We start from the raw sequence: 26876 nt of genomic DNA on the forward strand, positions 1-26876 counted from the left end.
ACCCCGCCGCCCTCACGCGGCCGGCTTCTCCGAGTCCATCCCGGACCTGGCCTTCTTCCACGCGCCACGGGTGAAGTCAGGTATGGGCAGCGGGGTTCCCTTGGCCTTGATGGAGAGGTGGCTGAGCGGCACGGGGGCTGTCCAGACGGCCGCGTCGTACACGTCGAAGTCCGGGACCAGTCCGAGCTGCATGCACTGCATCAGCCGGAACACCATGATGTAGTCCATCCCGCCATGACCGCCCGGCGGATTGGCGTGTTCCTTCCACAGCCAGTGGTCCCACTCGGCGTACTTCTTGAAGTCGTCCCACTGGTGGTTCGTGTTCGTGGGCTCCAGGTAGACCCGCTCCGGGTAGTCCTCGAAGACGCCCCGGGTCCCGCCGAGGCTGTTGATACGGGAGTACGGGTGCGGGCTCGACACATCGTGCTCCAGCCGGATCACCCGGCCCTTGGCCGTCTGGATCAGACTGATCGTCCGGTCGGCGCCGATGTACGACTCCTTCCAGCTGGGGTCGCCCGGTGGCATGTGCTCCTTGCGGTACGCGGCGAGGCCGAGGGCCGGCGTGCCGATGCTGGTGATGGAGACGGCACGGTCGCCCCGGTTGACGTCCATGTAGTTGGCGACCGGCCCGAACCCGTGGTTGGGGTAGAGGTCGCCGCGCAGCCGGGTGTGCCAGAGCCGCCGCCAGGGACCCTCGTAGTAGTCGGGGTCGAACATCAGCTCCCGCAGATCGTGGTTGTACGCCCCCGCGCCGTGCAGCAGGTCCCCGAACAGACCCGCGTGCGCCATCCGGAGCACCCGCATCTCGTTCTTGCCGTAACAGCAGTTCTCCAGCTGCATGCAGTGCCGCCGGGTGCGCTCGGAGAGGTCGACGAGCTGCCAGAGCTCCTCCAGCCGCATCGCGATCGGACACTCCACGCCGACGTGCTTCCCGTTCAGCATCGCCGCCTTCGCCATCGGGAAGTGCAGCTCCCAGGGGGTGGCCACATAGACGAAGTCGATGTCCCCGCGTCGGCAGAGGCTGACGTAGTCGTCCTCGCCCTTGGCGTAGACGGCGGGGGCGGGCTGTCCGGCCGCCGTCACCTTGGCGGCGGCCTTCTCCGTCTTGTCCCGCACCGGGTCGCAGACCGCCACGACCCGGACGCCGGGGACGGCGAGGAAGAGGTCGATCATGCTGTCGCCCCGGTTGCCGAGGCCCACGATGCCGACCCGCACGGTCGATCGCCGGTCGAAGGGGACGTCGGCCATCGTGCGGCCCTGGCGGGCGGGGGCGGCCGCCGCGGCCGCCGCGGCTTCCGCGGCTCCCGGTGCGGCGCTCCCGGCGGCCGACGCGGTGCCTCCCGTGAGGGAGCTCAAGCCGAGGCCGGCGCCGGCCACACCCGCCGTGGTCCACAGCACCGAACGGCGGCTGGGATCCTGCCGGTCGACGTCATCGCCGGTGTTCTGCGGGGAGAGGTCCTGCGGTGTCTGCCGGGGCCGGGCGTCGTCGTTCATCGAGCCTCCAGGTGGGGTGTGGGGGTTCTGGACGTGCGCGAGCGGGGCCGGTCCCGTACAGGCGTGAGCGGCCCCCGGGACCGGGCCTCGACAAGGACCCTGGACGGTGAGGCTGATGGTGCGCAAGGGAGCCATTTGGACTCTCGTCCTCAAACCATGGACTTTTCTTCCAGGCAGGCGAATGCCCCAACTGGTTCAACCAGTTGGGGCACCCGAGCTGCGCTGGGCCGGGCCCCTCGGACGCTCAGCGGCCCGGCGGCCGGGTGGCGCCCTCCAGCTCGGTCAGGGCCGAGCGGTGGGGGTGTCCGGTGGCCCGCTCCATGCCGATCCCGCACATGCGGTTGGCCGACAGATGGGAGCCGTGCGTGGAGTTGACCTCGGCTGCCTTCTTCGCCGTGGCGGTATCGGTCAACTCCTTGTCAGCATGCCCCGGTCGCCCGCGAACGCGCGGCGTCCGGCGTCGTCCAGCACCTCGACACCGGTCCGGTGCCGGCGTACGTCGACGGGGATGTCCTCGCCCTGCGCCTGGCCGCCGAGGCTGGTGCCCGCGGCCCGGAGGACGACCTCGCGGCCCTTGCCGTGGGCGCACGACAGGATCGCGGAGACGTCGTCGAGGTCCCCGGGGACCAGCACGACCCGGGGAAGGAAGGGGTACGGGCCGGCGTCGGAGGCGTACCGCACGAGGTCGGAGATCTCCCGGAGCACCTCGTCCGCGCCGAGCAGGGCGGTCAGCTCGGAGCGCAGGGGCTCCGGGCGCCGGCCGCGCTCCGGTCGGTGACCCGGTCGATGGCGGGTCCCCGTGCCGCACCGGGGCGGAGGGCATCCGGGCCGGGCTCCAGCAGTGGCATGTCGGCGTCCCCCCGGCGGTCGGTGCGGTCGGTGCGGTCGGCGTACGATCCTGGCGGCTCGTACCCGGCTAGGGCGCCCGGTCTCAGCAAGGGCGCTCTCAGCAGGGGTGCTCTCAGCAGTGGCGCTCCGGCATCCCGTCGACCAGAGCGGAGAGCAGCCCGCCGAGCACCTCGCGCTGATCGGCGGTCAGTGGAGCCAGGATCTCCTCTGCGGCCGCCCGGCGCGCGTTGCGCAGGGAGCGCAGGGTGGCGCGGCCCTCGTCGGTGATCTCGATGCGCACCACCCGGCGGCTGTCCGGATCCGGGGCGCGACGGACCCGGCCGCTCGCCTCCAGGGCGTCCACCAGCGTCGTCACGGCGCGCGGGACGACGTCCAGGCGCTGGGCCAGATCGGCCATCCGGGGGGCCGCGTCGTAACTCGCGACGGTCCGCAGCAGCCGGAACTGGGCCGGGGTGATGCCGATCGGCTCCAGCTGGCGGCTCTGGATGCGGTGCAGCCGGCGCGTCAGCCGCAGAAGCTGCTCGGCGAGCATGCCGTCGGAGTCACGGTCATGGCCACGGGACCGATCGGCGGCGGCTGCCGCATCCGTGGCATCGGCGTCGGAGGAATCTGAGGCGTCCATACGGGAACAATATCAGGACCCTGTTCATTGTGAGTATAGGTAACAATGAGCTAAGCTCTGAACGCCGGATGCGTCCGGCCGTTCCTCACGCCCCACGAAGGAGCCCATGAAACCCGACGAACTCACGTGGACGCCCCCACCCGATGCCCGCGCCGCCTCCGACCGGCCGCCCGGCGAGGTGCGCCGCATCCTCCGCCTCTTCCACCCCTACCGCGGCCGCCTCGCCGTGGTCGGCCTGCTGGTCGGCGCCTCCTCCCTGGTGTCGGTCGCCTCCCCGTTCCTGCTGCGCGAGATTCTGGACACCGCGATCCCCCAGGGGCGCACAGGACTGCTGACGCTGCTCGCCCTCGGCATGATCCTCACCGCCGTGATGAACAGCGTCTTCGGCGTCCTGCAGACCCTGATCTCGACGACCGTCGGCCAGCGCGTCATGCACGACCTGCGCACCGCGGTGTACACCCAGCTCCAGCGGATGCCGCTCGCCTTCTTCACCCGGACCCGCACGGGCGAGGTCCAGTCCCGCATCGCCAACGACATCGGCGGCATGCAGGCGACGGTCACTTCCACCGCGACCTCGCTCGTCTCCAATCTCACGGCCGTCATCGCCACCGTCGTCGCCATGCTCGCGCTCGACTGGCGCCTCACCGTCGTCTCGCTGCTCCTTCTGCCGGTGTTCGTCGCGATCAGCCGCCGCGTCGGCCGCGAGCGGAAGCGGATCACCACCCAGCGCCAGAAGCAGATGGCCGCCATGGCCGCCACGGTGACCGAGTCCCTCTCGGTCAGCGGCATCCTCCTGGGCCGCACGATGGGCCGCTCCGACTCCCTCACCCGGGGGTTCAGCGAGGAGTCCGAGCGCCTGGTCGACCTGGAAGTGCGCTCCAACATGGCGGGCCGCTGGCGGATGTCCACCATCGGCATCGTGATGGCCGCCATGCCCGCCGTCATCTACTGGGTGGCCGGCCTCACCTTCCGGCCCGGCGGCACCGCCGTCTCCATCGGTACGCTCGTCGCCTTCGTCACCCTCCAGCAGGGCCTGTTCCGCCCGGCGGTGAGCCTGCTCTCCACGGGCGTGCAGATGCAGACCTCCCTCGCGCTCTTCCAGCGGATCTTCGAGTACCTCGACCTCACGGTTGACATCACCGAACCGGAGAAGCCTGTCCGGCTGGAGAAGATCCGCGGCGAGATCGCCTTCGAGGACGTCGACTTCAGCTACGACACCACCAGCGGCCCCACGCTCAGCTCCATCGACGTGACCGTTCCCGCGGGCACCAGCCTGGCGGTCGTCGGCCCCACCGGCTCCGGCAAGTCCACGCTCAGCTATCTCGTGCCCCGGCTCTACGACGTCACCGGCGGCCGGGTCACGCTCGACGGGACCGACGTCCGCGATCTGGACTTCGACACGCTGGCCCGAGCGGTAGGCGTGGTCTCCCAGGAGACCTACCTCTTCCACGCCTCCGTCGCCGACAACCTGCGCTTCGCCAAGCCGGAGGCCACCGACGAGGAGATCGAGGCCGCGGCCCGCGCCGCGCAGATCCACGAGCACATCGCTTCCCTGCCCGACGGGTACGACACCCTTGTCGGCGAGCGCGGTTACCGCTTCTCGGGCGGGGAGAAGCAGCGCCTGGCCATCGCCCGCACCATCCTCCGCGACCCGCCGGTACTGATCCTCGACGAGGCGACCAGCGCACTCGACACCCGTACGGAACACGCCGTGCAGGAAGCGATCGACGCACTCTCCGCCGGCCGCACCACCCTCACCATCGCGCACCGTCTCTCCACCGTCCGCGACGCGGACCAGATCGTCGTCCTGGACGGCGGCCGCATAGCCGAGCGCGGTACGCACGAGGAGCTGCTCGACCGGGACGGCCGCTACGCCGCCCTGATCCGCCGCGACTCCCACCCGGCCCCGGCCCCGGCCCCGGTCCCGGCCTCCTGACCGCACACCGCGGGCGGCCGGACCCCGACGTCATCGGAGCACCGCCCGTACGGCATGATCCCCGCGCATGAGAGCTCTCCTCGGGGTCGAACTCCCCGGCTACAGGCCCGTCGACACCGACACCTGGCTGAACGACCACGGCGATGTGCTGTCGCTGCACTTCTTCGACCTGCCGCCGGATCTGCCGGCCGCCCTGGACGACGGCCCTGCCCTGCGCCACGGCCTGACCCACTTCACGGCACGAGCGGGCGGCGGCCTCATCGAGGCATCGGTGAAGCGGATCGGCGAGCTGCCCGCCCTGCGCCAGATACTCAAGCTGCCGCTCCCCGGGCAGCCCAGCGGCCAGGCCTTCATCGGCAGCTTCACCGTGCCGCGCGCCGCCTGCAGCACCGTGGTGAAGATCCAGGCTGCCGAGCGTGGCATGACGGGCATGCGGGAGGCCGTGGTCCTGGCCGAGCTGGGACCCGACCAGTACTTCCGGCCCCACCCGTACGCCCCCGAGGCCCAGGGCGGTCTGCCCTTCCATGCGGCGGACCACGCCCAGTGGGACGCCAAGTTCCCCGACCACCCGCTCACCCGGGTCCGCCGGACACTCGACGTGCTCGCGGAGGCGGTGACGGTGGAACCCGCCTTCACCGAACTGCCGCCCTTCGCCGGACCGGCGGGGGCACGGGGCTGAAGCCCTACGCAGGCTGTGTACGTCGCCCCGGCTCCGTACACGCAGCGGCGCCGCCGCACCCGTGGGACGGGGAGCGACGGCGCCGGGCGCAGCGATGGTCAGACGAGCCAACCCACGAAGTGGACGATGCCGGCGAGCAGGTTGGTCAGGAAGTTCATCCGGTGCTTCTCCTTGTGCGTGGTGCATGTGCTGGGACGTGCGCGGTAGCGGTCTGCAGCCCGTCGACTGCGCTCTGCAATCATCACGCCCGCCGATGGAGATCAGCAACGGATCCCCATACGATCACGCGTTCCGGCGAACAACCGATCCCTTGTTCGTGTGTTCTGGTCGCGCGGTACGGCGTTCGTGTCCCCCGAGCCGACGCCGCCGCCGGGCTACCGGCCCGGGGGAGCGGACCGGGTTAACGTGCCCGCATGGTGAACGAGCCCCTGGACGCCCGTCCCCGTCGCAGACTCCGCCCGACCCGCCGCGGAAAGATCGTCCTGGTCGCCGCCGCGCTGCTCGTCGCGTCGGCCGCCGTACTGATCCCGCTCTCTCTGCTCGGCTCGGACGAGGAGAAGAAGAAGGAGCGCCCGCAGAGCACTCTGGTGATCCCGGAGGGGTGGCGAGCATCGCAGGTGTACACCGCTGTCGACCGGGCGCTCGGCCTGAAGTCCGGCTCCACGCGGAAGACCGCGGCGACGGTGGATCTGGAGCTGCCCGAACAGGCCGAGGGCAACCCCGAAGGGTACCTCTTCCCGGCCACGTATCCGATCGACTCCGCGACCGAGCCCGCCGGCCTGTTGCGCTACATGGCGGACACCGCCCGCAAACGGTTCGGGGCGGACCGCATCACCGCCGGGGCGCAGCGCAACAACGTCACGGTCTACGAGACGGCCACGATCGCCAGCATCGTCCAGGCCGAGGCGGACACCGCTTCCGACATGGGCAAGGTCGCCCGGGTCGTCTACAACCGGCTGCTCAAGGACATGCCGTTGCAGATGGACTCCACCATCAACTACGCCCTCAAGCGCTCCACCCTGGACACCACGACCACCGACACCCAGCTGGACAGCCCGTACAACAGCTACGTACGCAAGGGCCTGCCGCCGACGCCCATCGGGAACCCGGGGGAGGAGGCCCTGCGCGCCGCGATCAGCCCCACGCCAGGCCCCTGGCTGTACTTCGTCACGGTCGCGCCCGGGGACACCCGGTTCACCGACAGCTACGACGAACAGCAGAAGAACGTCGAGGAGTTCAACCGCAACCGCCGCGCGGCCACGGGCTGACGGGAGCAGCCGTCACGCGGCCGCCCCGGCCTTCCGCATACGGTCCAGGCCACCGGTCTCCTTCAGCAGCCGCAGCACCGACCGCACGGCGGTGCGCCCCGCCCGGTTGGCGCCGATGGTGCTGGCGGACGGCCCGTACCCGACGAGATGGACGCGTCCGTCCCGTACGGCCCGGGTGTTCTCGGCCCGGATACCGCCGCCCGGCTCGCGCAGCTTCAGCGGTGCCAAGTGGTCAAGCGCGGGCCGGAAGCCGGTCGCCCAGAGGATCACGTCCGCCTCGACACTCCGGCCGTCGCCCCAGGCCACCCCGGTCGGGGTGATCCGGTCGAACATCGGCAGCCGGTCCAGCACCCCCTGCTCACGGGCGCGCCGCACCGCGTCGGTGACCGGCAACCCGGTCACACTCACCACACTCTGCGGCGGCAGCCCGTTGCGGACCCGCTCCTCCACCATCGCCACGGCCGCCCGCCCCCACTCCTCGGTGAACGGTTCGTCGCGGAAGACCGGTTCACGCCGGGTCACCCAGAACGTCTCGGCGGCGTAGTCGGCGACCTCCATCAGGTGCTGCGTACCTGAGGCGCCGCCCCCGACCACGACGACACGCCGCCCCGCGAACTCCTCGGGCCCCGGGTAGTCCGCCGTGTGCAGCTGGCGCCCTCGGAATGTCTCCTGCCCGGGGTGGCGCGGCCAGAACGGCCGGTCCCAGGTGCCGGTCGCGTTGATCAGCGCCCGCGCGGCGTACGCACCCTCGGACGTCTCCACGAGCAGCCGGCCGCCGCTTCCCTCACGTACGGCACTCACCTCGACGGGCCGGTGCACGCGCAGCTCGAAGCGCTCCTCGTACGCCGTGAAGTACGCGCCGATCACCTCGGACGAGGGCCGGTCGGGGTCGGCGCCGGTCAGCTCCATACCCGGCAGTGCGTGCATCCCGTGCACCTTGCCGTACGTCAGCGAGGGCCAGCGGAACTGCCAGGCGCCGCCCGGCCGGGGCGCGTGGTCCAGGACCACGAAATCGCGGTCCGGCTCCAGACCGGCGCGGCGCAGGTGGTGGGCGGCGGACAGCCCCGCCTGCCCGGCGCCGATCACGACCACGTCCAGCTCGCGCGCCCCAATGATGTTCACGTTTCTACTAACTCGCGGGGCGCCCGGGATCTTCCCGGGCGCCCGGTCACCACCTGCGCGACGTCCGAGTGCCCCGGCCCGCACCAACGCGAGGTTCAGCGCTCCGGGCCGCGCGAGGCGAGCGGAGCTGATGGGAACACGGCGATGAACGCAGTCATCCGGTCAGGAGACGGTCAGAGGCGTCTCGGACGGCGGACGTGTGATCTCGCCCTCCGGAAGAGAACATGGGGGCATGTCGGATTCCTTCACCACCACTGTTCTGCACATCACCACGGGTACCGCTGAGCGCGTCACCGACCTCACGCGGGAGTGCGAGGAGTTCCTCGCCCGGGCGGCGGCCGGCCGGGACGGCCTGCTCAACGTCTTCGTACCCCACGCCACGGCGGGCGTCGCGATCCTGGAGACGGGCGCGGGCAGCGACGACGACCTCCTGGCCGCCCTCCACCACCTGCTCCCGGCGGACGACCGCTGGCAGCACCGCCACGGCAGCCCGGGCCACGGCCGTGACCACGTGCTCCCCGCCCTCGTCCCGCCCCACGCCACCTTGCCGGTGATCGGTGGGTCGCTGGAGCTGGGGACCTGGCAGTCGGTGTGCCTGGTGGACACAAACGTCGATAATCCGGATCGTGAGGTGCGGTTGAGCTTCCTGGGCTGATCAGGAACACTCCCGGAGGTCGTGCCGCCGCTTCTCCGTACCCTGCGTGCGCGAACGGAGAGGATCTTGCACGGTACGGGTCTACATGCGGTCGAGCGTCCCTACGAGGGATGCGGCGAATGCCTGCTGGGAGTGCGGCGGCTGTCGCGGGTGAAGCTGGCGACGTTGTTCCCCGAACCGAACGCCAGCGGGAAAACGTGCTGACCGCCGCCGCGTCCGTAGGTGCGCACATCATCGACTGGGCGGAGGACTGGAAGGCCTCGGGCGCCAGCGACCGCGTGACCTGCCCGAACTGGGCCCCTGGCTTCGTGACGAGAACCGCTTCACCATGGAAGCCTGGGCGGCGCGCAGATTGAACTGCGCGCGATCCAGCGCCGGACCGTGACGCCATGATCAAGATCCGGGCGGCCGGTCGACCGAAGGGCAAGCCCTCCTGCGGCTGCCAGTACGGGCGAAGGATAGGGGCAGGGTCGACCACGTCGAGCTGCGCCCGCATGCCTCTGAGGTGATGCGAGAGGGCGCCCGTCGCATCCTGGGTGGTCCCGAGAACGTCTCGATCAGTAGTGAAGCAGCGCCTCCGCCTATCCGATCACCTACCGGTGACGCCTAGCCGCTCGCGCGGTTGGTGGGCGGACGTGAGCGGCGGGAAAGGCGGGTCAGCAGGGCCCGTTCACCCAGACGGTGACCTCGCCCTGGTCGTTCGCCACCCTGTCCCAGGTGTCGCCCCAGCCCTTGTCCAGGCAGGCGAAGTTCCCGCCGTAGTAGTTGTCCGTGAAGACCAGACCATCACGGAGCTGTACGAGGTGCCGGTGCCGTTGTTGAACCAGGACGAGTCCTCGTGGGAGATGTAGCGGTTCCTGGTCTCGGACCAGACGGGGTTGTTGTGCTGGAACATGGCGATGCCGACGCCCTCGGTCGCGTAGTTGGCGCCCTTGTAGACGCACAGGTTCCCCGCCGGGCAGTTACCCGGGTTCCGGGTGCTGTAGGTGGGTTGGGTGCTCCCGGCGTGGGCGCTGGTAGCGGCTATCGGCAGCAGGGCGACAGCCAGGGCCAGCCCCAGCAGGGCGCGCAGGCGCCGGCAAGTCAGGGGCGTGAAGAGCTCCTCTGTGTGGGCGTCCTGATGACTGCCGGCGGGCATCAGCGAGGGCTTCCCGTCTACCGGGAATGCGAGCCGGCCGAGCCCGGGCCGGGGTGTGCGCCGGACGGCCTGGACGTCCCGGGAAGCAGGCCCGCGTCCTGGGCGCGCAGTACCGCGCTGAGCCGGTCCGCGGCTCCGAGCTTCCGGTACAGCGCGTTCAGGTGCTTGTGGACGGTGCGCGGCGAAATGCCCAGCCTGCGTCCGATCACCTCGGCGGTGAGTCCCGTGGCCAGCAGGTGCAGCACGTTTGTCTCGCGCGGGGTCAGTGGCGTCGCCATGGCGTGGTTGGCCTGCCGCCTGCGATTGCTGCCGGAGGACTCGCGCAGCGCCATCAGGAGGGACCGGTGGGCCGTCGCGGCCTTGAGCAGTGGCTGGACGCGTGCGGCGTAGCGCTCATCGTGCCGGGAGAAGTCGCCGCCGGACCGGTGCACCAGGAATCCGCTGACGTGCGGTCCCCTGCCCGGCAGCGGGAGGCCGAACACGTGCCGTGTCCCGAACGCCTGGTGGAGAGCGTCGGCGGTCGGACTGTTCTGCCAGGTCCGCGCCCCCACCACACGTGCGGCGCTCTGCGGCGTCCAGTCGGCGCTGGCCCCGTAGCGGTCGATGAAGGGGTACCCCGAACGGATGTGAGCCTGCACCGAGTCGTCACCGACGCTGGCTTCCGGCAGAGGTCCTGGGGACCGGATCACCACGCTGCCCTGCTCACGTGTCCAGGGCACCTCCTTGACGACGATCAGCTCCCCGTCGAGTGCCGTGAGCAGTTCCTCGGTGAGCAAGGGCCAGATGAACTCAGGGGCCTCGGTGCTCATCACCTCGACCGCCAAGTCCAGCATGCGTGCGTACCGATCCGGCATGACGACTTCCCCCGGCGTCTCCGTAAGTGTGCCCTTTCACCGTAACCCGCCGTTGTCCATACGCACTTCTCCCCATAGCGCGGCACGGAGCGCTCCCGCCACCATCGGCTCCGGATGGACCACGGGGTCCGCCGGACACACGGGGAGATCGCACATGTTCGGAAAGACACCAGCGGGAAGAGCCTCGTCCGCCGACCCACAGCCCTCGGCCCAGCGCCGCCACCGTGTGCTGCTCGCCGCCGCGGTCTGCGTCACCAGCTGTCTGGGGGTCGCGGCGCCCGCCGCGACGGCCGCTGAGCAACGGCCGGGAGCCACCCACTGCGTCACCGTCCTGAACGGCATCGAGCGCAGCGAGGGAGAATCGACGGTCCGCTCACGTACCTGCTTCTCGGGCCCCGACGCGGACGGACGCGCCGAGCGGGCGGCACCGGCCGCTGAGACCCAGCTCATGGTCTGGTCGGAGCACAGTGACTACGGCGGTGTGTATGACCGCATCTACGGTTACGACGGCCCGTGCGACGCGACCGGTTACAGCTTCACGCCGAGCAGGTGGTGGTCGAACAACCTGACGTCCATCCAGGTGATGGGCGGCTGCACCAAGTCGTACCTCAGTGGCCCGCGCGGCAACGGCTCGTTCACCGGGCAGGTCCCGTACGTCGGCGACGCCCTCAACGACGCTGTCACGTACGTGAAGGTCTGGCGCGGCTGACACCGCGACCGTCAACCACTGAAAGGGCATCTGCCATGAGTTCACTGCGATCCGTACTCACTTCTCTCACCGCGGTCTGCGCCCTCGCGGCCGGCCTGACGGTTGCGGGGCCCGTCGCCCCCGCCCAGGCCGCCGCGTCGGACTGCACGGGCGGCGTCCGGGGCTTCCGCGACCATCCGGACAACGCCTCCGGGGACACCGCCAAGCCTCGCAGCCTGGATCTCGGCGGTGGCGTCGTCATCACCCTGGAGAAGGGGGTGTACGTGGATCAGCAGATCGGTTTCGGGAAGATCAGCGGCCCCACCCGTCCGGGTGACAAGGTGTGGATGGACTGGCGGGCCGACGGATGGGACGACGGAGGCAGGCCCGAGTGGCCGATCCGCCCCTGGCTCCAGTGCGGACCTTTCACCGTGCAGAACCACGGCCAAAGTCTGACAACTCCCTTCAAGCGCACCAGCACCGACCCCAACTACCAGTTCCGGGTCTGCGGTTCGCTCGCCACCAATGGCGTCGTCCGCTGCGCCACCAAGAACGGCGTCGACTGGTGGTGACCCGCCGGCACCGCTGAGATCCGGCCCTCTCCTGGGGCCGCCGCGCGGCACGAACCCGCAGACCGTGCCGCGCCAGGCGGCGGACCGTGCCCCGCGGCGGTCCCGCGCAGGTCGCACGTGGCATCCGATGTTCGCGAATCTCTGGACGACTCATGACTCTGTCTCTCACCCGTTCCCTTGCCGCCGCTCGACGACGCCCGCCGTGGCGGCCGGCGCACGTCGCCGTGCTCGGGGCTGCTCTCCTGGCGCTGGTCTGCTCGGCCGCCCTGCCGGCCGCGGCAGCCGCCCCGTCACCCCACCCGACGCCCAGGACCGTGGCCGCTGAGGTGCCGTCCGGGGTGACGGCCGGCGTCGCCGTCTTCGACCGCAGATCCGGCTCCTTCACCGAACAGGTCAACCCGTCCCTGCCTTTCCGGTCGGCCTCCGTCGTCAAGCTCCTCATCGCCCTCGACCTCCTGGGCGACCGCGGCCCCGACGCACTCGGCGCGCAGGACCGCGCCCGCGTTGACGACATGCTGCGCGCGAGTGACGACGACGCGGCCAGCCACTTCTGGACCGTGAACGGCGCCGGCGCGATCGTCGACCGGATGGTGCGCAAGCTCGGCCTCACCGACACCACCCGCCCTCCGGCGACCCATCCCGGCTACTGGGGATACACCGCTCTCTCAGCCCGGGACACCGTCAGGATCTACCGGTACGTGCTGGACACCGCGCCCGCCGCGGTGCGCGACTACGTCATGGACGGCCTGCGCTCTTCGACCCGCTGTGCCGACGACGGCTATGACCAGCATTTCGGTATTCCCAGCGCCTTCGAACGTCCCTGGGCGGTGAAGCAAGGCTGGTCGGGCTTCAGCTCGGGCGGTTGCACCGCACCGGCCGCGGCCACGCCGACGGCCCGCACCGGTACTCCAGTCGCCGCGGGGGTCGACCTCGGCCGGCCGGCCCTGCACAGCACCGGTACCGTCGGCCCCGACGACCGCGGGATCGTGGCCGTCCTCACTCTGCACCCGGAGGGCACCTCGTACGGCAAGGCGTACACCGACCTCGGCCGGCTGACCCGCTCCCTGAACGTGCCCGGGGCCACGCGCCCCGCCGGCACGTGGATCGGCACGTGGGGCGCCGACGTCAACGTCCGCGCGGATTCCACCACGACATCCCGGAAGCTGACGGTGCTGCCCGCCGGCGCCGAGGTTCTGGTGTCCTGCCAGAAGCGGGGTCAGGAGGTCAGCATCCCTCCCTACACCAACGACTGGTGGGCCTTCCTGCCGCAGTACGGGGGCTATGTCACCAACATCTACCTGAGCGTTCCCGCGAACCAGGTCCCGGGTCTGAGACTGTGCTGAGCCGAACAGCCGACCCGGTCCACCTCGCCTGCCGGGGCGGGCCGTGCCTCGCCACCTGGCATCGCGCGCTCCCGGCCCGGTGAAGAACGGTGTGCGGCTCCGACCGGATGCCGGCCCGTCGGAGCCGCAGTTGCCGGGCGACGAGTACACCGCTTCGGCCCGCGGCCCGTGGAGAAGCGTCCGGGCGGAGCCGGACTGCCCAGATGCTGTACCCCTTGTGCTGGTTTTTGTCCCGGCTTTCGATACATCCCTCTTGCGATGCTCGTGGTCGATCGCCGCGGTGCTGCCGTACCCATCAATCGAAGAACCGAGGATGACCGTGCCCCTGTTGTCACACCGCCGCCTGACCGTCAGTGCCGCTTTGATCGCCGCTCTCGCCGGCGGTCTCGCTCCCGCCACCAGCGCGTCCGCTGCCCCCGCCGCGGCCCGGACGCCCGCGCCCGATATGGCCGGCATCGTTGCCGCACTCGAGTCCGCGATGGCCGACGGGGCGCCGGGGGCGATGGCTCGCTACCTGGGCCCGGACGGGGCCAGAGGAAGGGCCGTCGGCGTCCGCGACCGGGAGACCGGCGCGGCCATGGACGTCCAGGCCCGGTTCCGGATCGGCAGCGTCAGCAAGACGTTCTCCAGCGTCGTGTTGCTCCAACTGGTGGAAGAGGGACGGCTGAAGCTGGACGCGCCCGTCAACACGTATCTTGAGGGGCTACTGCCCGACGACCGGATCACGGTCCGTCACCTCCTCACCCATCGCAGCGGCCTGGCCGATTACACCAACGCCATGTTCGACCAGACCGTGCCGGGCTTCGAGGCGGTACGCAACCGGGTGTTCAGCTACCAGGAACTGGTCGACCTCTCCCTCGCCGAGCCCCGGACCACCGAGCCCGGTGCCGCGTACAAGTACTCGAACGCCAACTTCGTCGTCGTCGGCATGCTGATCGAGAAGCTGACGGGACGCCCGGTGGCCGACGCCTACCAGCGGCGCATCATCAGGCCGCTGGGGCTGCGCAAAACCGCGTACGTCCACCCCGACACGCGCATCAAGGGCACACACGTGCGGGGTTATCTGCACCCCGACGAGGCTGGTGCGCCGCTCGTCGACTCCACCGAGCAGACCGTGTCCTGGGCGCAGTCCGCGGGCGCCGTCATCTCCACCCCCACCGACCTCAACACCTTCACCAGCGGCCTGATGCGCGGCCGGCTGCTGTCCGCGGCGACACTGGGGGAAATGACCACGGTCACGCCGACGGATAGCACCGACACCCGGTTCTACGGCCTCGGTCTGCGCCGCTATGACCTGTCCTGCGGCACCCAGGTGTACGGGCACACCGGCACCGTCCAGGGCTTCTACACCTACGCCTTCTCCACCCGCGACGGCCGTCGCAGCCTTTCGGCGATGGCCAACACCTCCAACCACGGCGCCGCGAACACCGCGCTGGGCAACACCCTGGAGGCCGCGTTCTGCGGCAAGAAGCCGACACCCGACTCGACCGCGCGCTCCACGGCGCCCTCCGGCGTCCTTGACCTCGCACCGATGCCCGCCGAGCGTGACCTGCCCGAGCGCCACTGAGGTCCCGCACGTCCGGCCGACCCGCCCCGCGCGTCGGCCGGCCCACAGGGGCACCGCCCTGCTTGCACGCCGGCGATGCCCCGGATCTCGTCGTCGGCACGTTCTTGGTGGGGCAGATCATCCCCGGCAGCCCGGCGCGTGTGGTTCCCGGAGCCGACGCCATGCCCGCCGACGTGGAGCGGATCCCACGACCTCGGACCGGACCAGCCGTTGCTCACCCGGTTCGGCACTTTCGCGGGCGGGCTGCTCCGCGGTGGCATGGGCACCTCCGTTCAGCCGCCGCCCTTCTCGTACAGGGCGTCGGCATCGGCGTGAAGAAGTGGCGACGGGAGCGGGACGTTCTCCCGGCCCGCGTGGGCCTCGGCGGAGAGCTGGTGTGTGCACGGGTGCCTGACGGGCCCAGACGTGTCGACCAGCCTCTGGAGAGAGGGCAGTACGCCGGCCCGGGGCGTCGACCGTGACGGAATGCCGTCCGCAGTGGCCGGCCGACGTGGGTGCGCTCAGGCCTGCCGGCGGACGATCAGACGCTGGAGCACGATGAAGGCGAGCAGGAGCGCGCCGATGACGATCTTCGTCCACCAGGAACTGAGAGTGCCTTCGAAGGAGATCAGCGACTGTACGGTGCCGAGGACGAGCACCCCCACCACTGAACCCACCAGGTAGCCCGTCCCGCCCGCAAGGAGGGTCCCTCCTATGACGACGGCGGCGATGACGTCGAGTTCCATGCCGACGGCGTGCAGACCATAGCCGGAGAGCATGTAGAGGCTGAAGAGCAGGCCGCCCAGCGCGGAGCAGAAGCCGCTCACCACATAGACGCCGACCTTGGCCCGGCTGGTGGCCAAGCCCATCAGGCGAGCCGAGGACTCACTGCCGCCCACCGCGTAGACGGTCCGGCCGAAGCGCGTCAGGTGCAGGACATACAGGGCGGCCAGGACCACGGCCAACGCGATCACGACGCTGTAGGTCAGTGTGATGTCACCCGGCAGTGTGATGGCCCCGCCCGCGAACTCACGGAAGGCGGGTTCGGTGATGGAGACCGATTCGACACTGATGAGGAAGCACAGCCCGCGGGCCAGGAACATGCCGGCAAGCGTGACGATGAAGGGCTGCACCTCGAAGTGATGGATGACCAAGCCCATGAGCAGACCCAGGGTGGCACCTGATGCGAGGACGGTGATGACCGAAAGCAGCGGAGGCCAGCCCGCGTTGAGGGTGGACGCGGCGATCATGGTCGAGAGGGCGGCGACCGCACCGACCGAGAGATCGATGCCGCCGGTCAGGATGACGAAGGTCATGCCTACCGCGAGGACGATGAGGAAGGAGTTGTCGACGAACAGGTTCGCGGCCACCTGCCCGGACGCGAAGTTCTCGTAGCGGATCGACCCGGCTCCGAAGGTGACCACGAACACCGCGAAGGTGGCGACCACAGGAAGGAAACGCCGGGGAAAGCGTGCGGAGGAAAGAGTCAAGGTGCTCATCCGGCGGCCACCTCCTGGGAGCGGGACGTAGGAGCAGCGGTCTTACGGCGTGAGCGGAGCATCTTCGCCGTCCGGGGCGACTGGAGCAGGCAGACGGCGATCACCACGACGGCTTTGAAGACCAGAGTGACGTTGGTCGGGACACCGACGGTGTAGACCGTGGTGGTCAGCGTCTGGATCACGAGGGCGCCCAGCATGGTCCCCGCGAGGGAGTACCGGCCCCCGGCCAGCGAGGTGCCTCCGATGACGACAGCGAGGATGGCGTCCATCTCGATCCACAGACCGGCGCTGTTGGCGTCGGCGGCGTTCACGTTGGAGCTGATCATCAGGCCCGCGACGCCCGCGCACAGACCGGCGAAGACGTAGACCGTCCAGATGATCGTGCGTGAGCGTACGCCCGCGAGCTCGCCTGCCTTGGGATTGATCCCCACGGCTTCGATGAGCATGCCCAGAGCGGTTCGGCGGGTGATGAGGGCGACCGCCGTCAGGACGGCGAGGCTGATCAGGATCGCGATGGGCAGGATGAGGAAGCCTGAGCCGATCTGCCGGTAGAGCGGATCCTTGACGGTGATGATCTGGCCTTCGGTGAGCAGCATGGCGCCGCCACGGCCGGCCGTCATCAGGACCAGGGTGGCGATGATGGGCTGGATGCCGAGGACGGAGACCAGGAAGCCGTTCCACAGCCCGAGCAGGACGCACACGCTCAGAGCCAGCAGGATCGCGGTCGCCGCGTTCCCGCCGCCGGATATGTAGGTGCAGGCGATCGCGCCGGCGATGGCGGCGACGGCACCCACGGACAGATCGATGCCGCGGGTGGCGATGACCAGGGTCATGCCGACGGCGATCAGGAGCGTCGGCGCTCCGTTGCGCAGGATGTCGACGATGCTGCCGAAGAGGTGCCCGTCCTGGATCCGGAGTTCCGCGAAGGACGGCTCGACGGCGATGTTGAGGACGATCAGTGCGGCGAGGGCGACGAGCGGCCACAGCAGCCGCCCGCGCGTCATGAGGCCACCGCCGCGGTGTGGTTGTCGCTCGGAGCCGCGATGACAGACATGATCTTGGCCACCGAAACGTCCTGCCCGGTCAGTTCGGCCACTTTGTGCCGATCGCGCAGGACGACGACCCGGTCGGAGACGCGTACCACTTCTTCCAGTTCGGCGGAGATGAACAGCACCGCCATTCCCTCAGCCGCGAGGTCGGCCACGACCTTCTGGATGTGCGCCTTGGCGCCGACGTCGATGCCCCGGGTGGGTTCGTCGAGGATGAGCAGCCGGGGCCGGGTGACCAGCCAGCGTGCGAGCAGCACCTTCTGCTGGTTTCCCCCGGACAGGGTGCTCATGATGGCGTCGGGGTCGGCGGGGCGGATGTCCAGCTTCGCCATGTACTCCTTCACCAGAGCGTCGGAGGTGCGCCGCGGGATGGGGCGTGCCCACCCCCGGGCGGCCTGCAGGGCGAGCACGAGGTTGTCGCGGATACTGAGGTCGGCGACGACCCCTTCGGCCTTGCGGTCCTCGGAGCAGAAGGCCACGCCCTGGGCGATCATCACCCGGGGGCTGCGAGGGCGGTGTTCCCTGCCGTCGAACGTGAGGGTTCCGGTATGCGCGCGATCCGCGCCGAAGAGTATGCGGGCCAGTTCCGTGCGGCCCGAGCCGAGCAGACCGGCCAGACCGACCACCTCTCCGGCATGGATCTCCAGGTCGACGGGTGCGATTGCTCCCGCGCGGCCCAGAGCGACGGCGCTGAGGAGCGGCGCGGTACCGGGAGCCCGAGCCTCCGAGCTCCGTTGCACCTCCTCCAGCACTCCCAGTTCGCGCCCGAGCATCGCTGCGACAAGTTCGATGTGGTTCATCTCGGAAGGCAGGTACTCGCCGACGAGTGAGCCGTTTCGCAGGACGGTCATGCGGTCGGCGATCTCGTAGACCTGGTCGAGGAAGTGGGAGACGAACAGGATGGCGACTCCGTCGTCGCGCAGCACGCGCACGATGCGGAAGAGCTCGGCGACCTCGTCGCCGTCAAGGCTGGAGGTGGGCTCGTCCAGAACCAGGACGCGCGCGTCCACGACCAGTGCCCTGGCGATCGCCACGAGTTGCTGCACAGCGATCGGGTGGGAGCCCAGAAGGGAGGCGGGGTCGATGGACAGCCCGACGCGGGTGAGCAGTTCCTTGGCCCGCGCGCGCATGGCCCGTCCGTCGATGTGTCCCAGTCGGCGTGGCTCGCGGCCCAGCAGGATGTTCTCCGCCACCGAGAGGTTGGGCAGGAGGTTGACCTCCTGGTAGACGGTGCTGATCCCCGCATCCTGCGCTTGGCCAGGCGCGTCGAAGGCGACCGGTTTGCCATGCAGGTGTATGACGCCTGTCGTCGGAGGGTGCACGCCCGTGAGTGCCTTGATGAGGGTGGACTTCCCTGCCCCGTTCTCGCCCATCAGGGCGTGCACTTCACCGGGCAGCAGGCGGAAGTCGACGTTCGAGAGAGCTTTGACGCCGGGGAACTCGACGCTGATGTCGCGCATCTCGACCACCGGAGTGCCGGTGAGCGCGGAGGAATCGGTCATGACCAGTGCTTTCGTCGTGGGTACGGTTCCTGCCACCGCCAGGAGGGGCGCGGTGGCAGGAACCGGAGCTCTTCGATCAGTACTGCCGGTCGGGCAGCGCCTTCTTCGCCTGCTCGGGCGTGAAGGTGGTCTCCTCGGTGACGACCCGCTTGGGTACCTTCTCGCCGTTCACGACCTTCTTGGCGAGCTCCATGAGCTGGTCGCCGAGGAGCGGATTGCATTCGACGATGTAGTTGATCTCCCCGTCGGCCAACGCCTGCATGCCGTCCTTGACGGCGTCAACAGTGATGATCTTGATGTCCTTGCCGGGCTTCTTGCCGGCGGCCTTGATCGCTTCGATGGCACCCAGGCCCATGTCGTCGTTGTGTGCGTAGACGACGTCGACGTCGGGGGTGGAGCGCAGGATGGCCTCCATGACCTGCTTGCCGCCGGAACGGGTGAAGTCACCGCTCTGGGACGCCTTGATCTTGATGTCGGGGCGTGCGGCGATCTTCTCCTCGAAGCCCTTCTTGCGGTCGATGGCGGGCGCGGCGCCGGTGGTGCCCTGCAGTTCCACCACGTTGACAGGGCCCTTGGTGTTCTCGACGAGCCACTCGCCGGCCTTCTCGCCCTCCTTGACGAAGTCGGAGCCGAGGAACGTCTCGTACAGGGTGTCGTCGTCGGAGTCGACCGCGCGGTCGGTCAGGATCACGGGGATGCGGGCCCGCTTGGCCTCCAGCAGCACCGCGTCCCAGCCGGTCTCCACCACCGGACTGAAAGCGATCACGTCGACCTTCTGCTGGATGTAGGAGCGGATGGCCTTGATCTGGTTCTCCTGCTTCTGCTGAGCGTCGGAGAACTTCAGCTCGACGCCCGCGGTCTTCGCGGACTGCTGGACGGACTTGGTGTTGGCCGTGCGCCAGCCGCTCTCGGCGCCGACCTGGGCGAAGCCCATGGTGATCTTGCCGGCCTCGCCGCTGTCGCCGTCCTTGCTCGAGGTGCCGCCCGAGCCGCACGCCGTCAGTGTGGCGAGCAGCAGAACGCTGACACCTGTGGCGATCTTCTTCAACACTGCTTCCTCCGTGCTCAACCGTGCTCACTCGGGGTGGCGAGCTTCGCGTGACCGGAGTCACTGGTGCATCAGAGTGAGCGCTCACATCTACCCAGTCAACCCCTGGAACGCCGCAATTTTGCTTGTCCGAGGCAGAGAGGAGGGTGCGATATGTTAACGCTCATTGTTTGAGCGCTGCTGAGAACCAAAAGGCTGGGAGCGCGTCGCGTCCGGATTCCGGCGGACGCGGGCAGGGGAGGCTGGTTGTCAGCCCCTCAGCCTGGTTAAGGTTCAAGGTGGCGCGTCCCTGCGTGGTCCCTCACAGGCGTCGGGCAGGCAGAAACGGCGGAGTCAGGAGATGCAGGTGGAGGACCCCTCGGCGGCTACCCGGGTACGCGAGCCGGCGATGACGGATGTGGCCCGGCTCGCCGGGGTCTCCCACCAGACGGTTTCGCGCGTCCTCAACGGGCACCCCAACGTCCGGGAGCAGACGCGGCTGAGGGTGCGTGCGGCGATCACCGAGCTGGGATACCGGCCCAACCGTGCCGCGCGCACCCTGGTGACCGGCCGGTCCCAGCAGATCGGCGTGGTGGCGCAGAACTCGACCCTGTACGGGCCCACCTCGATGCTGGCCGCCTTCGAACTCGCCGCCGCCGCTCAGGGCTTCGCGGTGAGCGTGCGACGGGTGCGTGTCCTTGACCGTTCATCCATCGCCGAGGCGGTGGAGCACCACCGCGACCAGCGGGTCGCCGGCATCGTGGTCATCGCACCGACGGCATCCGCCGACGAGGCGCTGGCGGAGATTCCGGCCGATGTTCCGCTCGTGGCCGTCGACGGGGACCCCGACCGGGGCGGAGCGCTGGTCACGGTCGACCAGGAGGCGGGAGCCTTCGCGGCCACCCGGCACCTGCTGGACGCGGGGCACCAGACCGTGTGGCACATCTCGGGTCCGCCGGACTGGTTCGACGCCGCGGGCCGGGAGCGCGGGTGGCAGCGTGCTCTGCAGGAGGCCGGCGCGGAGATTCCACCGGTCAGCTCCGCGGACTGGAGCGCGTCCTCCGGCTACCGCGCGGGCCAGATGCTGGCCCGCATGCCGGACGTCACCGCGGTGTTCGCGGCCAACGACCATCTTGCCCTCGGCGCCATCCGCGCCATGGCTGAGCGGGGCCGCCGCGTCCCTGGCGACGTGAGCATCGTCGGTTTCGACGACGTGCCCGAGGCCGAGTTCTTCTCGCCCCCGTTGACCACGGTGCGACCGGACTTCGACGGGGTGGCCACCGAGACCCTCAGTCTCCTGCTGGCCCGGATCGAGGGCGAGTCAGGGCCTTCGCTGCGCACACTCAACCCCACGCTCATCCCGCGGGAGAGCGTCTCGGCTCCGCGCGACTGACCCACACCCCCGGTCGTTCTCTCGAATTCCTGTCTGAGCACGCTCACATGCCGAGACATTGCTGTCGGCGGATGTCTTGACGACCAGATTGTTAGCGATAACACTTCGGGTGTCCTTCGACGAACGATCAAAGGTGGCTTCATGGCCGACGAACCTGACTCCCTCGTAGTCGGTGTCGACTACGGCACGCTGTCCGGACGCGCCGTAGTGGTGCGGGTCCGGGACGGGGCCGAGCTGGGCACGGGTGTCCATGCCTACCGTCACGGCGTCATCGACCGGTCCCTTCCCGCGACGGGTCAGAGCTTGCCGCCGGACTGGGCACTGCAGGTTCCCGAGGACTACCTCGACGTTCTGCGGATCGCCGTACCGGCCGCGATCGCGGACGCCGGGGTCGATCCAGCTCGTGTGATCGGGATCGGGACCGACTTCACCGCCTGCACGATGGTGCCGACCACCGCGGACGGGACCCCGCTGTGCGACCTGCCTGAGCTCGCCGGGAATCCGCACGCGTACGTCAAGCTCTGGCGCCACCACGCCGCCCAGCCTCAGGCCGACCGGATCAACGCGCTGGCGCGGGAGCGCGGGGAGAAGTGGCTGCCGCGGTACGGAGGGCTGATCTCCTCGGAGTGGGAGTTCGCCAAGGCGCTGCAGATGCTGGAGGAGGCGCCCGAGGTGTACGCCACCATGGACCGGTGGGTGGAGGCCGCCGACTGGATCGTCTGGCGGCTCACCGGGGCGTACGTGCGCAACGCCTGCAGCGCCGGTTACAAGGGACTGCGCCAGGACGGCGAGTACCCAGCCGCGGACTTCCTCGCCGAACTGAACCCCGCCTTCGCCGGCTTCGTGACGGACAAGCTGGATCAGCCCATCGGTCGGCTCGGCGAGCGGGCCGGCGCTCTGAGCGCCGAGGCCGCGGCCTGGACCGGGCTGCCGCAGGGCATCGCGGTCGCCGTCGGAAACGTCGACGCACATGTCACCGCCCCGGCGGCCGGAGCTGTTGAGCCCGGTCAGCTGGTCGCGATCATGGGCACATCCACCTGCCACGTCCTCAACGGCGACACCTTGCGCGAGGTCCCCGGCATGTGCGGCGTGGTCGACGGGGGCATCGTCGACGGGCTCTGGGGTTACGAGGCCGGACAGAGCGGAGTGGGGGACATCTTCGCCTGGTACGTCGACCACCAGGTCCCCGAGAGCTACCACGCGCAGGCTCGGGAACGCGGCCTGTCCGTCCACGAACTGCTCACCGAACTGGCCGCGAACCAGAAAGTCGGTGAGCACGGGCTGATCGCCCTCGACTGGCACAGCGGCAACCGCTCGGTGCTGGTCGACCACGAGCTGTCCGGAATGGTTCTGGGGCAGACCCTCTCGACCCGGCCCGAGGACGTCTACCGTGCTCTGCTCGAAGCCACGGCGTTCGGCACGCGCACGATCGTGGAGACCTTCACCACCGCGGGCGTACCCGTCGACGAACTCATCGTCGCCGGCGGCCTGGTGCGCAACACGTTTCTGATGCAGCTCTACTCCGACGTCCTCGGCCTGCCGCTGTCGATCATCGGTTCCGCCCAGGGGCCGGCCCTCGGATCGGCGCTCCACGCGGCGGTGGCCGCGGGTGCGCACCGTGATGTGCGAGCCGCCGCCGCTGCCATGGGCTCGGTCGACCGAGCCGTCTACCGGCCCCGCCCCGCGGAAGCCGCCACCTACGACCGGCTCTTCGCCGAGTACGTCGCCCTGCATGACCACTTCGGCCGGGGCGGCAGCGACGTCATGCGCAGACTGCGGGCCATGCGCCGCTCTGCCATCGAATCGAAGGAGAAGTGATGGGCGCCGTCGACAGCGTGAAGAACCTCCGGCGGACCGTCGCGGACCTGCACCGCGAACTGACGCGGTACGGGCTGGTGATCTGGACCGCCGGGAACGTCTCGGCCCGTGTTCCGGGGGAGGACCTCATGGTCATCAAGCCCTCCGGCGTGTCCTACGACGACCTGAGCCCGGACGCCATGGTCGTGACCGACCTGCACGGCAACCTGGTGGAGGGCGACCTGGCGCCGTCCTCGGACACCGCCGCCCACGCCTACGTCTACCGGCACATGCCCGAGGTCGGCGGCGTGGTTCACACGCACTCGCCCTACGCCACCGCTTGGGCCGCGCGTGGCGAACCCATCCCGTGCGTCCTGACCATGATCGCCGACGAGTTCGGCGGCGAGATCCCGGTCGGCCCCTTCGCGCTCATCGGCGACGACTCCATCGGACGCGGCATCGTGGACACCCTCCGCGACAGCCGCTCGCCCGCTGTCCTCATGCGCAGCCACGGCCCTTTCACCGTCGGCCGGGACGCGCGCTCGGCGGTGAAAGCGGCCGTCATGGTCGAGGACGTGGCACGCACCGTCCACTTCGCCCACCAGCTAGGTACCCCGGACGCCATCGACCCGGCCGCCGTGGACCGGCTCTACGAGCGCTACCAGAACGTCTACGGCCAGTGAGCCCACGAGGGGAAGAACGATGAACAGCACAACCCAGCCGCAGATCTGGTTCCTGACAGGGAGCCAGCACCTTTACGGGCCCGAGACCCTGAACCAGGTGGCGGAGCAGTCGGCCAGGATCCAGGAGATGCTGGCCGCTTCCGGTCGGATCGGCGCCGACATCGTGGGAAAGGCGGTCCTGACCGAGGCCTCCGCCATCAGGCAGACCCTGGAGGCGGCCAACACCGACCCGGACTGTGTCGGGGTGATCGCGTGGATGCACACCTTCTCTCCCGCGAAGATGTGGATCTCCGGGCTCGACGCGTTGCGCAAGCCACTGCTGCACCTGCACACCCAGCTCAACCGGGAACTGCCGTGGTCGTCCATCGACATGGACTTCATGAATCTCAACCAGGCTGCCCACGGCGACCGCGAGTTCGGCTACATACAGACCCGCATCGGGGTGGCCCGCAAGACCGTGGTGGGGCATGTGTCCGATCCGGTGGTCGTCGGGCGGGTCGACGACTGGGTACGGGCGGCCGTCGGCTTCCACCGCATGCGTCATCTCCGCCTGGCGCGCTTCGGTGACAACATGCGCGACGTCGCCGTGACCGAAGGCGACAAAGTGGAGGCGGAACTCCGGTTCGGCGTCAGCGTCAACACCTACGGCGTCAACGACCTCGTCGCATTCGTCGACGCCGTCACCGCCGGGGAGATCGACGATCTCGTCGACGAGTACTCCGAACTCTACAGCGTAGCGCCGGAGTTGCTGCGAGATGGCGATCGCCGTTCCTCGCTGCGCTACGCGGCCGCCATCGAGGCCGGCCTGCGTCGGTTCCTCGGCGAGGGCGGTTTCGGCGCCTTCACCACCAACTTCGAGGACCTCGGCGGACTGCGCCAGCTGCCCGGCCTGGCCGTCCAGCGCCTCATGGCCGACGGATACGGCTTCGGCGGCGAGGGCGACTGGAAGACCTCCGCACTGCTCGCCGCCGCCAAGGCCATGGGCCCGCGGGCCTCGTTCATGGAGGACTACACCTACCACTTCGGGCCCGGCACGCCCAGAACCCTCGGCGCGCACATGCTGGAGGTGTGTCCCTCGATCGCTGACGCCCAGCCGTCCTGCGAGATCCACCCCCTGTCGATCGGAGGGCGCGAGGACCCCGTGCGCCTGGTGTTCGACGCCGCCGCCGGCCCCGCCACGGTGATCGGCCTGGCCGACATGGGCGACCGTTTCCGGCTCGTGGCCAACGACATCGATGTCGTGCTGCCGGATGAACCGCTGCCGTGCCTGCCGGTGGCGCGGGCGGTGTGGGAGCCGCGCCCTTCGCTGTCCACATCGGCCGAGTGCTGGCTGATGGCCGGCGGCCCGCACCACACGGTCCTCACCACGGTGGGATCGGACGTACTACGCGACTTCGCGCAGATGGCCGGCACCGAGCTGGTGATGATCGACGACACCACGACGGCCCATGACTTCGCGGACCGCCTCCGCTGGAATCAGGCATACCACCGGCTGGCCCAGCGGATGTGAGCCGAACCACAGAGTGGTCCGCTCCTCGCGTGCCAAGGAGCCCCGCCCAACCGGGCGGGGCTCCTTTCGCGTGGGAGCGGGTGCCAGGCCGCGCCGCGGGACCCCTACTCGGTGGAGTAGGTGGCGTCGGCCCGGTCCAGCGCCGAGTTCACCGGCTGCACGTGCAGAAGGCTGTCGTAGTGCCGGAGGTAACGGCCGGGGTAGTTGGACGACTCGAAGGAGAGCCCGGCCGACGCGTCGGCCAGGCCCGGCCTGCGGTGGTACGAGGCGTCGGCCGAGAAGAGAGAAGATCCGTCGTACCTCTCCAACCAGACCTCGAAGCCCTTGTGGCGCAGGTAGTGGCCGGGGAAGTTGGCCGACTCCAGGGAGACGGTGCCGTTGCCGGCCAGCCCGCTGACGATGCGGAACTGCGAGTCGGCGAGGTCGGTGACGTTCGCCTCCACCCGGGCCCGGAGACCTGAGTGGCGGATGTAGCGGTCGGGGAAGTTGAACGATGAGAGGCGGACTGGGGTGGGGCCCTCGGCGACGGGTACGCCGAAGTTGGGAGTGCCGTCACTGTTCCAGTACAGCTTCTGCATCCGGGTCTGCCGGTTGGGGTCGTTCAACGGGTCGCCGTTGATGTCCCGGTAGGTGCGGGAGTGGTAGACCATGATGTCCGACGCACCGTCCTCGGAGACGGTGAAGGAGTTGTGGCCCGGACCGTACTGGCTCGTCGCCGCGTTGCTGGTGAAGACGGGGGTGGGCTTCTTGGACCAGGAGGCGGGGTTCAGCAGATCGGACGTCCGGTTGGCCGTCAGGAGTCCCAGACAGTAATTGCTGTCGGTCGCACTGGCGGAGAAGGTCATGAAGACCTTGTCGCCCTTGCTGATGAAGGCCGGCCCTTCATTGACCCGGTGGCCTTTGGTCTCCCACGCGTGGGTGGGGGAGGCGATTCGGGCGGGGCGGCCGCTGATGGTCCAGGGGTTGGACATCCGGGCGATGTAGATGCCCGTGCCGTCACCGACAGCGGGATCGGCCTGTGCCCAGCTCAGGTAGCGGATGCCGTTGTGCACGAAGGTGGTGGCGTCCAGGGAGAACGTGTTCAGCGGCAGACTGATCCGGCCTTTCTCGCTCCAGGCGCCAGTGAGCGGATTGGCGGACCCTGACTCGAGTACGTACGGACGGATCGCCCAGGGATCGTCGGCCGGGGCCGCGGCGAAGTAGACGTACCACTTGCCCTCGATGAAGTGGATCTCCGGAGCCCAGATGTGCGCGCCCATGTCACCGCTGGCGTGCTTGGTCCAGATCGTCGTCTCGGGAGCGGTCGACAGCCCTTGCAGCGTGGTGGCGCGGCGCAGGACGATGCGGTCATAGGCCGGAACGGTCGCGGTGTAGTAGTAGAAGCCGTCCGTGTGCTTGTGGATGTGCGGATCGGCGCGCTGCTGGGCGATCGGATTCACGAACGTTGCCGCAGGGGTGGGAGGAGCCGCCGCAGCGGGAGCGGGAATGCCGACCGACAACACAGCCAGGACGGCCGACGCGGTGAGCAGGCCGCGACTTCTGAGCCTCACGGGATTCTCCTTCGTCGATGATGCGAAGACGGCAGCAGATCGGTGTCCAGCGTTCGCGTGCGCGAGAAAGACGTGGGCGTGGCGGCCCCGCCCGGGCGGG

23 protein-coding genes and 1 pseudogene are annotated in these 26876 nt (G+C 69.6%); 12 read left to right on the plus strand and 12 right to left on the minus strand.

Annotated elements, in window-relative coordinates; all coding sequences use genetic code 11:
- Positions 1 to 12: 12 nt before the first annotated feature.
- The 4 genes and pseudogenes from ABZ154_RS05040 to ABZ154_RS05055 form a co-directional block, all read right to left on the minus strand.
- On the minus strand, positions 13 to 1494 hold the full coding sequence (locus tag ABZ154_RS05040) for a Gfo/Idh/MocA family oxidoreductase (RefSeq protein WP_356829129.1): 1482 nt from the start codon (positions 1492 to 1494) through the stop codon (positions 13 to 15).
- Between the two features lie 244 nt (positions 1495 to 1738).
- The gene (locus ABZ154_RS05045) at positions 1739 to 1906 is read right to left on the minus strand and encodes a hypothetical protein (protein ID WP_356829131.1); all 168 of its coding nucleotides are present in this window, start codon (positions 1904 to 1906) and stop codon (positions 1739 to 1741) included.
- Positions 1907 to 1938: 32 nt separating this feature from the next.
- A pseudogene (locus ABZ154_RS05050) lies at positions 1939 to 2342 on the minus strand (FAD-binding protein); the annotation flags it as partial.
- A 113-nt stretch (positions 2343 to 2455) separates the two neighbouring features.
- Positions 2456 to 2965, minus strand: coding sequence for a MarR family transcriptional regulator (locus ABZ154_RS05055; RefSeq protein WP_356829133.1), 510 nt, complete (start codon positions 2963 to 2965; stop codon positions 2456 to 2458).
- 106 nt (positions 2966 to 3071) lie between these two features.
- Between ABZ154_RS05055 and ABZ154_RS05060 the strand changes: the two genes are divergently transcribed.
- From ABZ154_RS05060 to mltG, 3 genes are all read left to right on the plus strand, one after another.
- Entirely contained in the window at positions 3072 to 4901 is a 1830-nt protein-coding gene (locus tag ABZ154_RS05060; RefSeq protein ID WP_356829135.1) for an ABC transporter ATP-binding protein, read from the plus strand.
- Positions 4902 to 4968: 67 nt separating this feature from the next.
- Entirely contained in the window at positions 4969 to 5580 is a 612-nt protein-coding gene (locus tag ABZ154_RS05065; RefSeq protein WP_356829137.1) for a hypothetical protein, read from the plus strand.
- Between the two features lie 413 nt (positions 5581 to 5993).
- Complete coding sequence (gene mltG / locus ABZ154_RS05070; protein WP_356829139.1) at positions 5994 to 6848, plus strand: endolytic transglycosylase MltG; 855 nt, start codon at positions 5994 to 5996, stop codon at positions 6846 to 6848.
- 12 nt (positions 6849 to 6860) lie between these two features.
- Here mltG and ABZ154_RS05075 read toward each other — a convergent pair whose 3' ends face one another.
- A complete protein-coding gene (locus ABZ154_RS05075) occupies positions 6861 to 7970 on the minus strand; it encodes an NAD(P)-binding domain-containing protein (protein WP_356829141.1) in 1110 nt (369 codons plus the stop codon).
- Positions 7971 to 8202: 232 nt separating this feature from the next.
- Here ABZ154_RS05075 and ABZ154_RS05080 point away from each other — a divergent pair, with 232 nt between their 5' ends.
- Complete coding sequence (locus ABZ154_RS05080) at positions 8203 to 8625, plus strand: YjbQ family protein (RefSeq protein ID WP_356829143.1); 423 nt, start codon at positions 8203 to 8205, stop codon at positions 8623 to 8625.
- Between the two features lie 670 nt (positions 8626 to 9295).
- On the opposite strand, the gene ABZ154_RS05085 is transcribed toward ABZ154_RS05080, so the two are convergent.
- Together ABZ154_RS05085 and ABZ154_RS05090 are read right to left on the minus strand one after the other, a co-directional pair.
- Positions 9296 to 9763: a peptidase inhibitor family I36 protein gene (locus ABZ154_RS05085; RefSeq protein WP_356829145.1), complete on the minus strand. Its 468-nt coding sequence runs from the start codon at positions 9761 to 9763 to the stop codon at positions 9296 to 9298.
- Between the two features lie 17 nt (positions 9764 to 9780).
- The gene (locus tag ABZ154_RS05090) at positions 9781 to 10617 is read right to left on the minus strand and encodes a LuxR C-terminal-related transcriptional regulator (RefSeq protein WP_356829147.1); all 837 of its coding nucleotides are present in this window, start codon (positions 10615 to 10617) and stop codon (positions 9781 to 9783) included.
- A 154-nt stretch (positions 10618 to 10771) separates the two neighbouring features.
- On the opposite strand from ABZ154_RS05090, the gene ABZ154_RS05095 reads away from it, so the two are divergent.
- The 4 genes from ABZ154_RS05095 (at position 10772) to ABZ154_RS05110 (ending at position 14787) form a co-directional block, all read left to right on the plus strand.
- Entirely contained in the window at positions 10772 to 11326 is a 555-nt protein-coding gene (locus ABZ154_RS05095) for a hypothetical protein (RefSeq protein WP_356829149.1), read from the plus strand.
- A gap of 35 nt (positions 11327 to 11361) precedes the next feature.
- Positions 11362 to 11877: a hypothetical protein gene (locus tag ABZ154_RS05100; RefSeq protein WP_356829151.1), complete on the plus strand. Its 516-nt coding sequence runs from the start codon at positions 11362 to 11364 to the stop codon at positions 11875 to 11877.
- A gap of 152 nt (positions 11878 to 12029) precedes the next feature.
- Entirely contained in the window at positions 12030 to 13220 is a 1191-nt protein-coding gene (locus ABZ154_RS05105) for a hypothetical protein (RefSeq protein ID WP_356829153.1), read from the plus strand.
- A gap of 313 nt (positions 13221 to 13533) precedes the next feature.
- Complete coding sequence (locus ABZ154_RS05110; protein ID WP_356829155.1) at positions 13534 to 14787, plus strand: serine hydrolase domain-containing protein; 1254 nt, start codon at positions 13534 to 13536, stop codon at positions 14785 to 14787.
- A 500-nt stretch (positions 14788 to 15287) separates the two neighbouring features.
- Here ABZ154_RS05110 and yjfF read toward each other — a convergent pair whose 3' ends face one another.
- The 4 genes from yjfF to ABZ154_RS05130 all read right to left on the minus strand — a co-directional run bounded on the left by yjfF (position 15288) and on the right by ABZ154_RS05130 (position 19819).
- A complete protein-coding gene (yjfF, locus tag ABZ154_RS05115) occupies positions 15288 to 16265 on the minus strand; it encodes a galactofuranose ABC transporter, permease protein YjfF (RefSeq protein ID WP_356829157.1) in 978 nt (325 codons plus the stop codon).
- Entirely contained in the window at positions 16262 to 17269 is a 1008-nt protein-coding gene (locus ABZ154_RS05120) for an ABC transporter permease (RefSeq protein WP_356829159.1), read from the minus strand. Before ABZ154_RS05120 ends, yjfF begins: the two co-directional genes overlap by 4 nt.
- On the minus strand, positions 17266 to 18816 hold the full coding sequence (locus ABZ154_RS05125; protein WP_356829161.1) for a sugar ABC transporter ATP-binding protein: 1551 nt from the start codon (positions 18814 to 18816) through the stop codon (positions 17266 to 17268). Before ABZ154_RS05125 ends, ABZ154_RS05120 begins: the two co-directional genes overlap by 4 nt.
- Positions 18817 to 18892: 76 nt before the next feature.
- On the minus strand, positions 18893 to 19819 hold the full coding sequence (locus tag ABZ154_RS05130) for an ABC transporter substrate-binding protein (RefSeq protein ID WP_356829401.1): 927 nt from the start codon (positions 19817 to 19819) through the stop codon (positions 18893 to 18895).
- Positions 19820 to 20204: 385 nt separating this feature from the next.
- Here ABZ154_RS05130 and ABZ154_RS05135 point away from each other — a divergent pair, with 385 nt between their 5' ends.
- The 4 genes from ABZ154_RS05135 to araA all read left to right on the plus strand — a co-directional run bounded on the left by ABZ154_RS05135 (position 20205) and on the right by araA (position 25226).
- Positions 20205 to 21236: a LacI family DNA-binding transcriptional regulator gene (locus ABZ154_RS05135; protein ID WP_356829163.1), complete on the plus strand. Its 1032-nt coding sequence runs from the start codon at positions 20205 to 20207 to the stop codon at positions 21234 to 21236.
- Positions 21237 to 21377: 141 nt separating this feature from the next.
- The gene (gene araB / locus ABZ154_RS05140; RefSeq protein WP_356829165.1) at positions 21378 to 23054 is read left to right on the plus strand and encodes a ribulokinase; all 1677 of its coding nucleotides are present in this window, start codon (positions 21378 to 21380) and stop codon (positions 23052 to 23054) included.
- Complete coding sequence (locus ABZ154_RS05145; protein ID WP_356829167.1) at positions 23054 to 23716, plus strand: L-ribulose-5-phosphate 4-epimerase; 663 nt, start codon at positions 23054 to 23056, stop codon at positions 23714 to 23716. Before araB ends, ABZ154_RS05145 begins: the two co-directional genes overlap by 1 nt.
- Before the next feature lie 19 nt (positions 23717 to 23735).
- Complete coding sequence (gene araA, locus ABZ154_RS05150; protein ID WP_356829169.1) at positions 23736 to 25226, plus strand: L-arabinose isomerase; 1491 nt, start codon at positions 23736 to 23738, stop codon at positions 25224 to 25226.
- A gap of 104 nt (positions 25227 to 25330) precedes the next feature.
- On the opposite strand, the gene ABZ154_RS05155 is transcribed toward araA, so the two are convergent.
- Complete coding sequence (locus tag ABZ154_RS05155; RefSeq protein WP_356829403.1) at positions 25331 to 26755, minus strand: family 43 glycosylhydrolase; 1425 nt, start codon at positions 26753 to 26755, stop codon at positions 25331 to 25333.
- Between the last annotated feature and the right edge of the window lie 121 nt (positions 26756 to 26876).

Source organism: Streptomyces sp. NPDC006261, assembly GCF_040613515.1.
GTDB lineage: Bacteria > Actinomycetota > Actinomycetes > Streptomycetales > Streptomycetaceae > Streptomyces.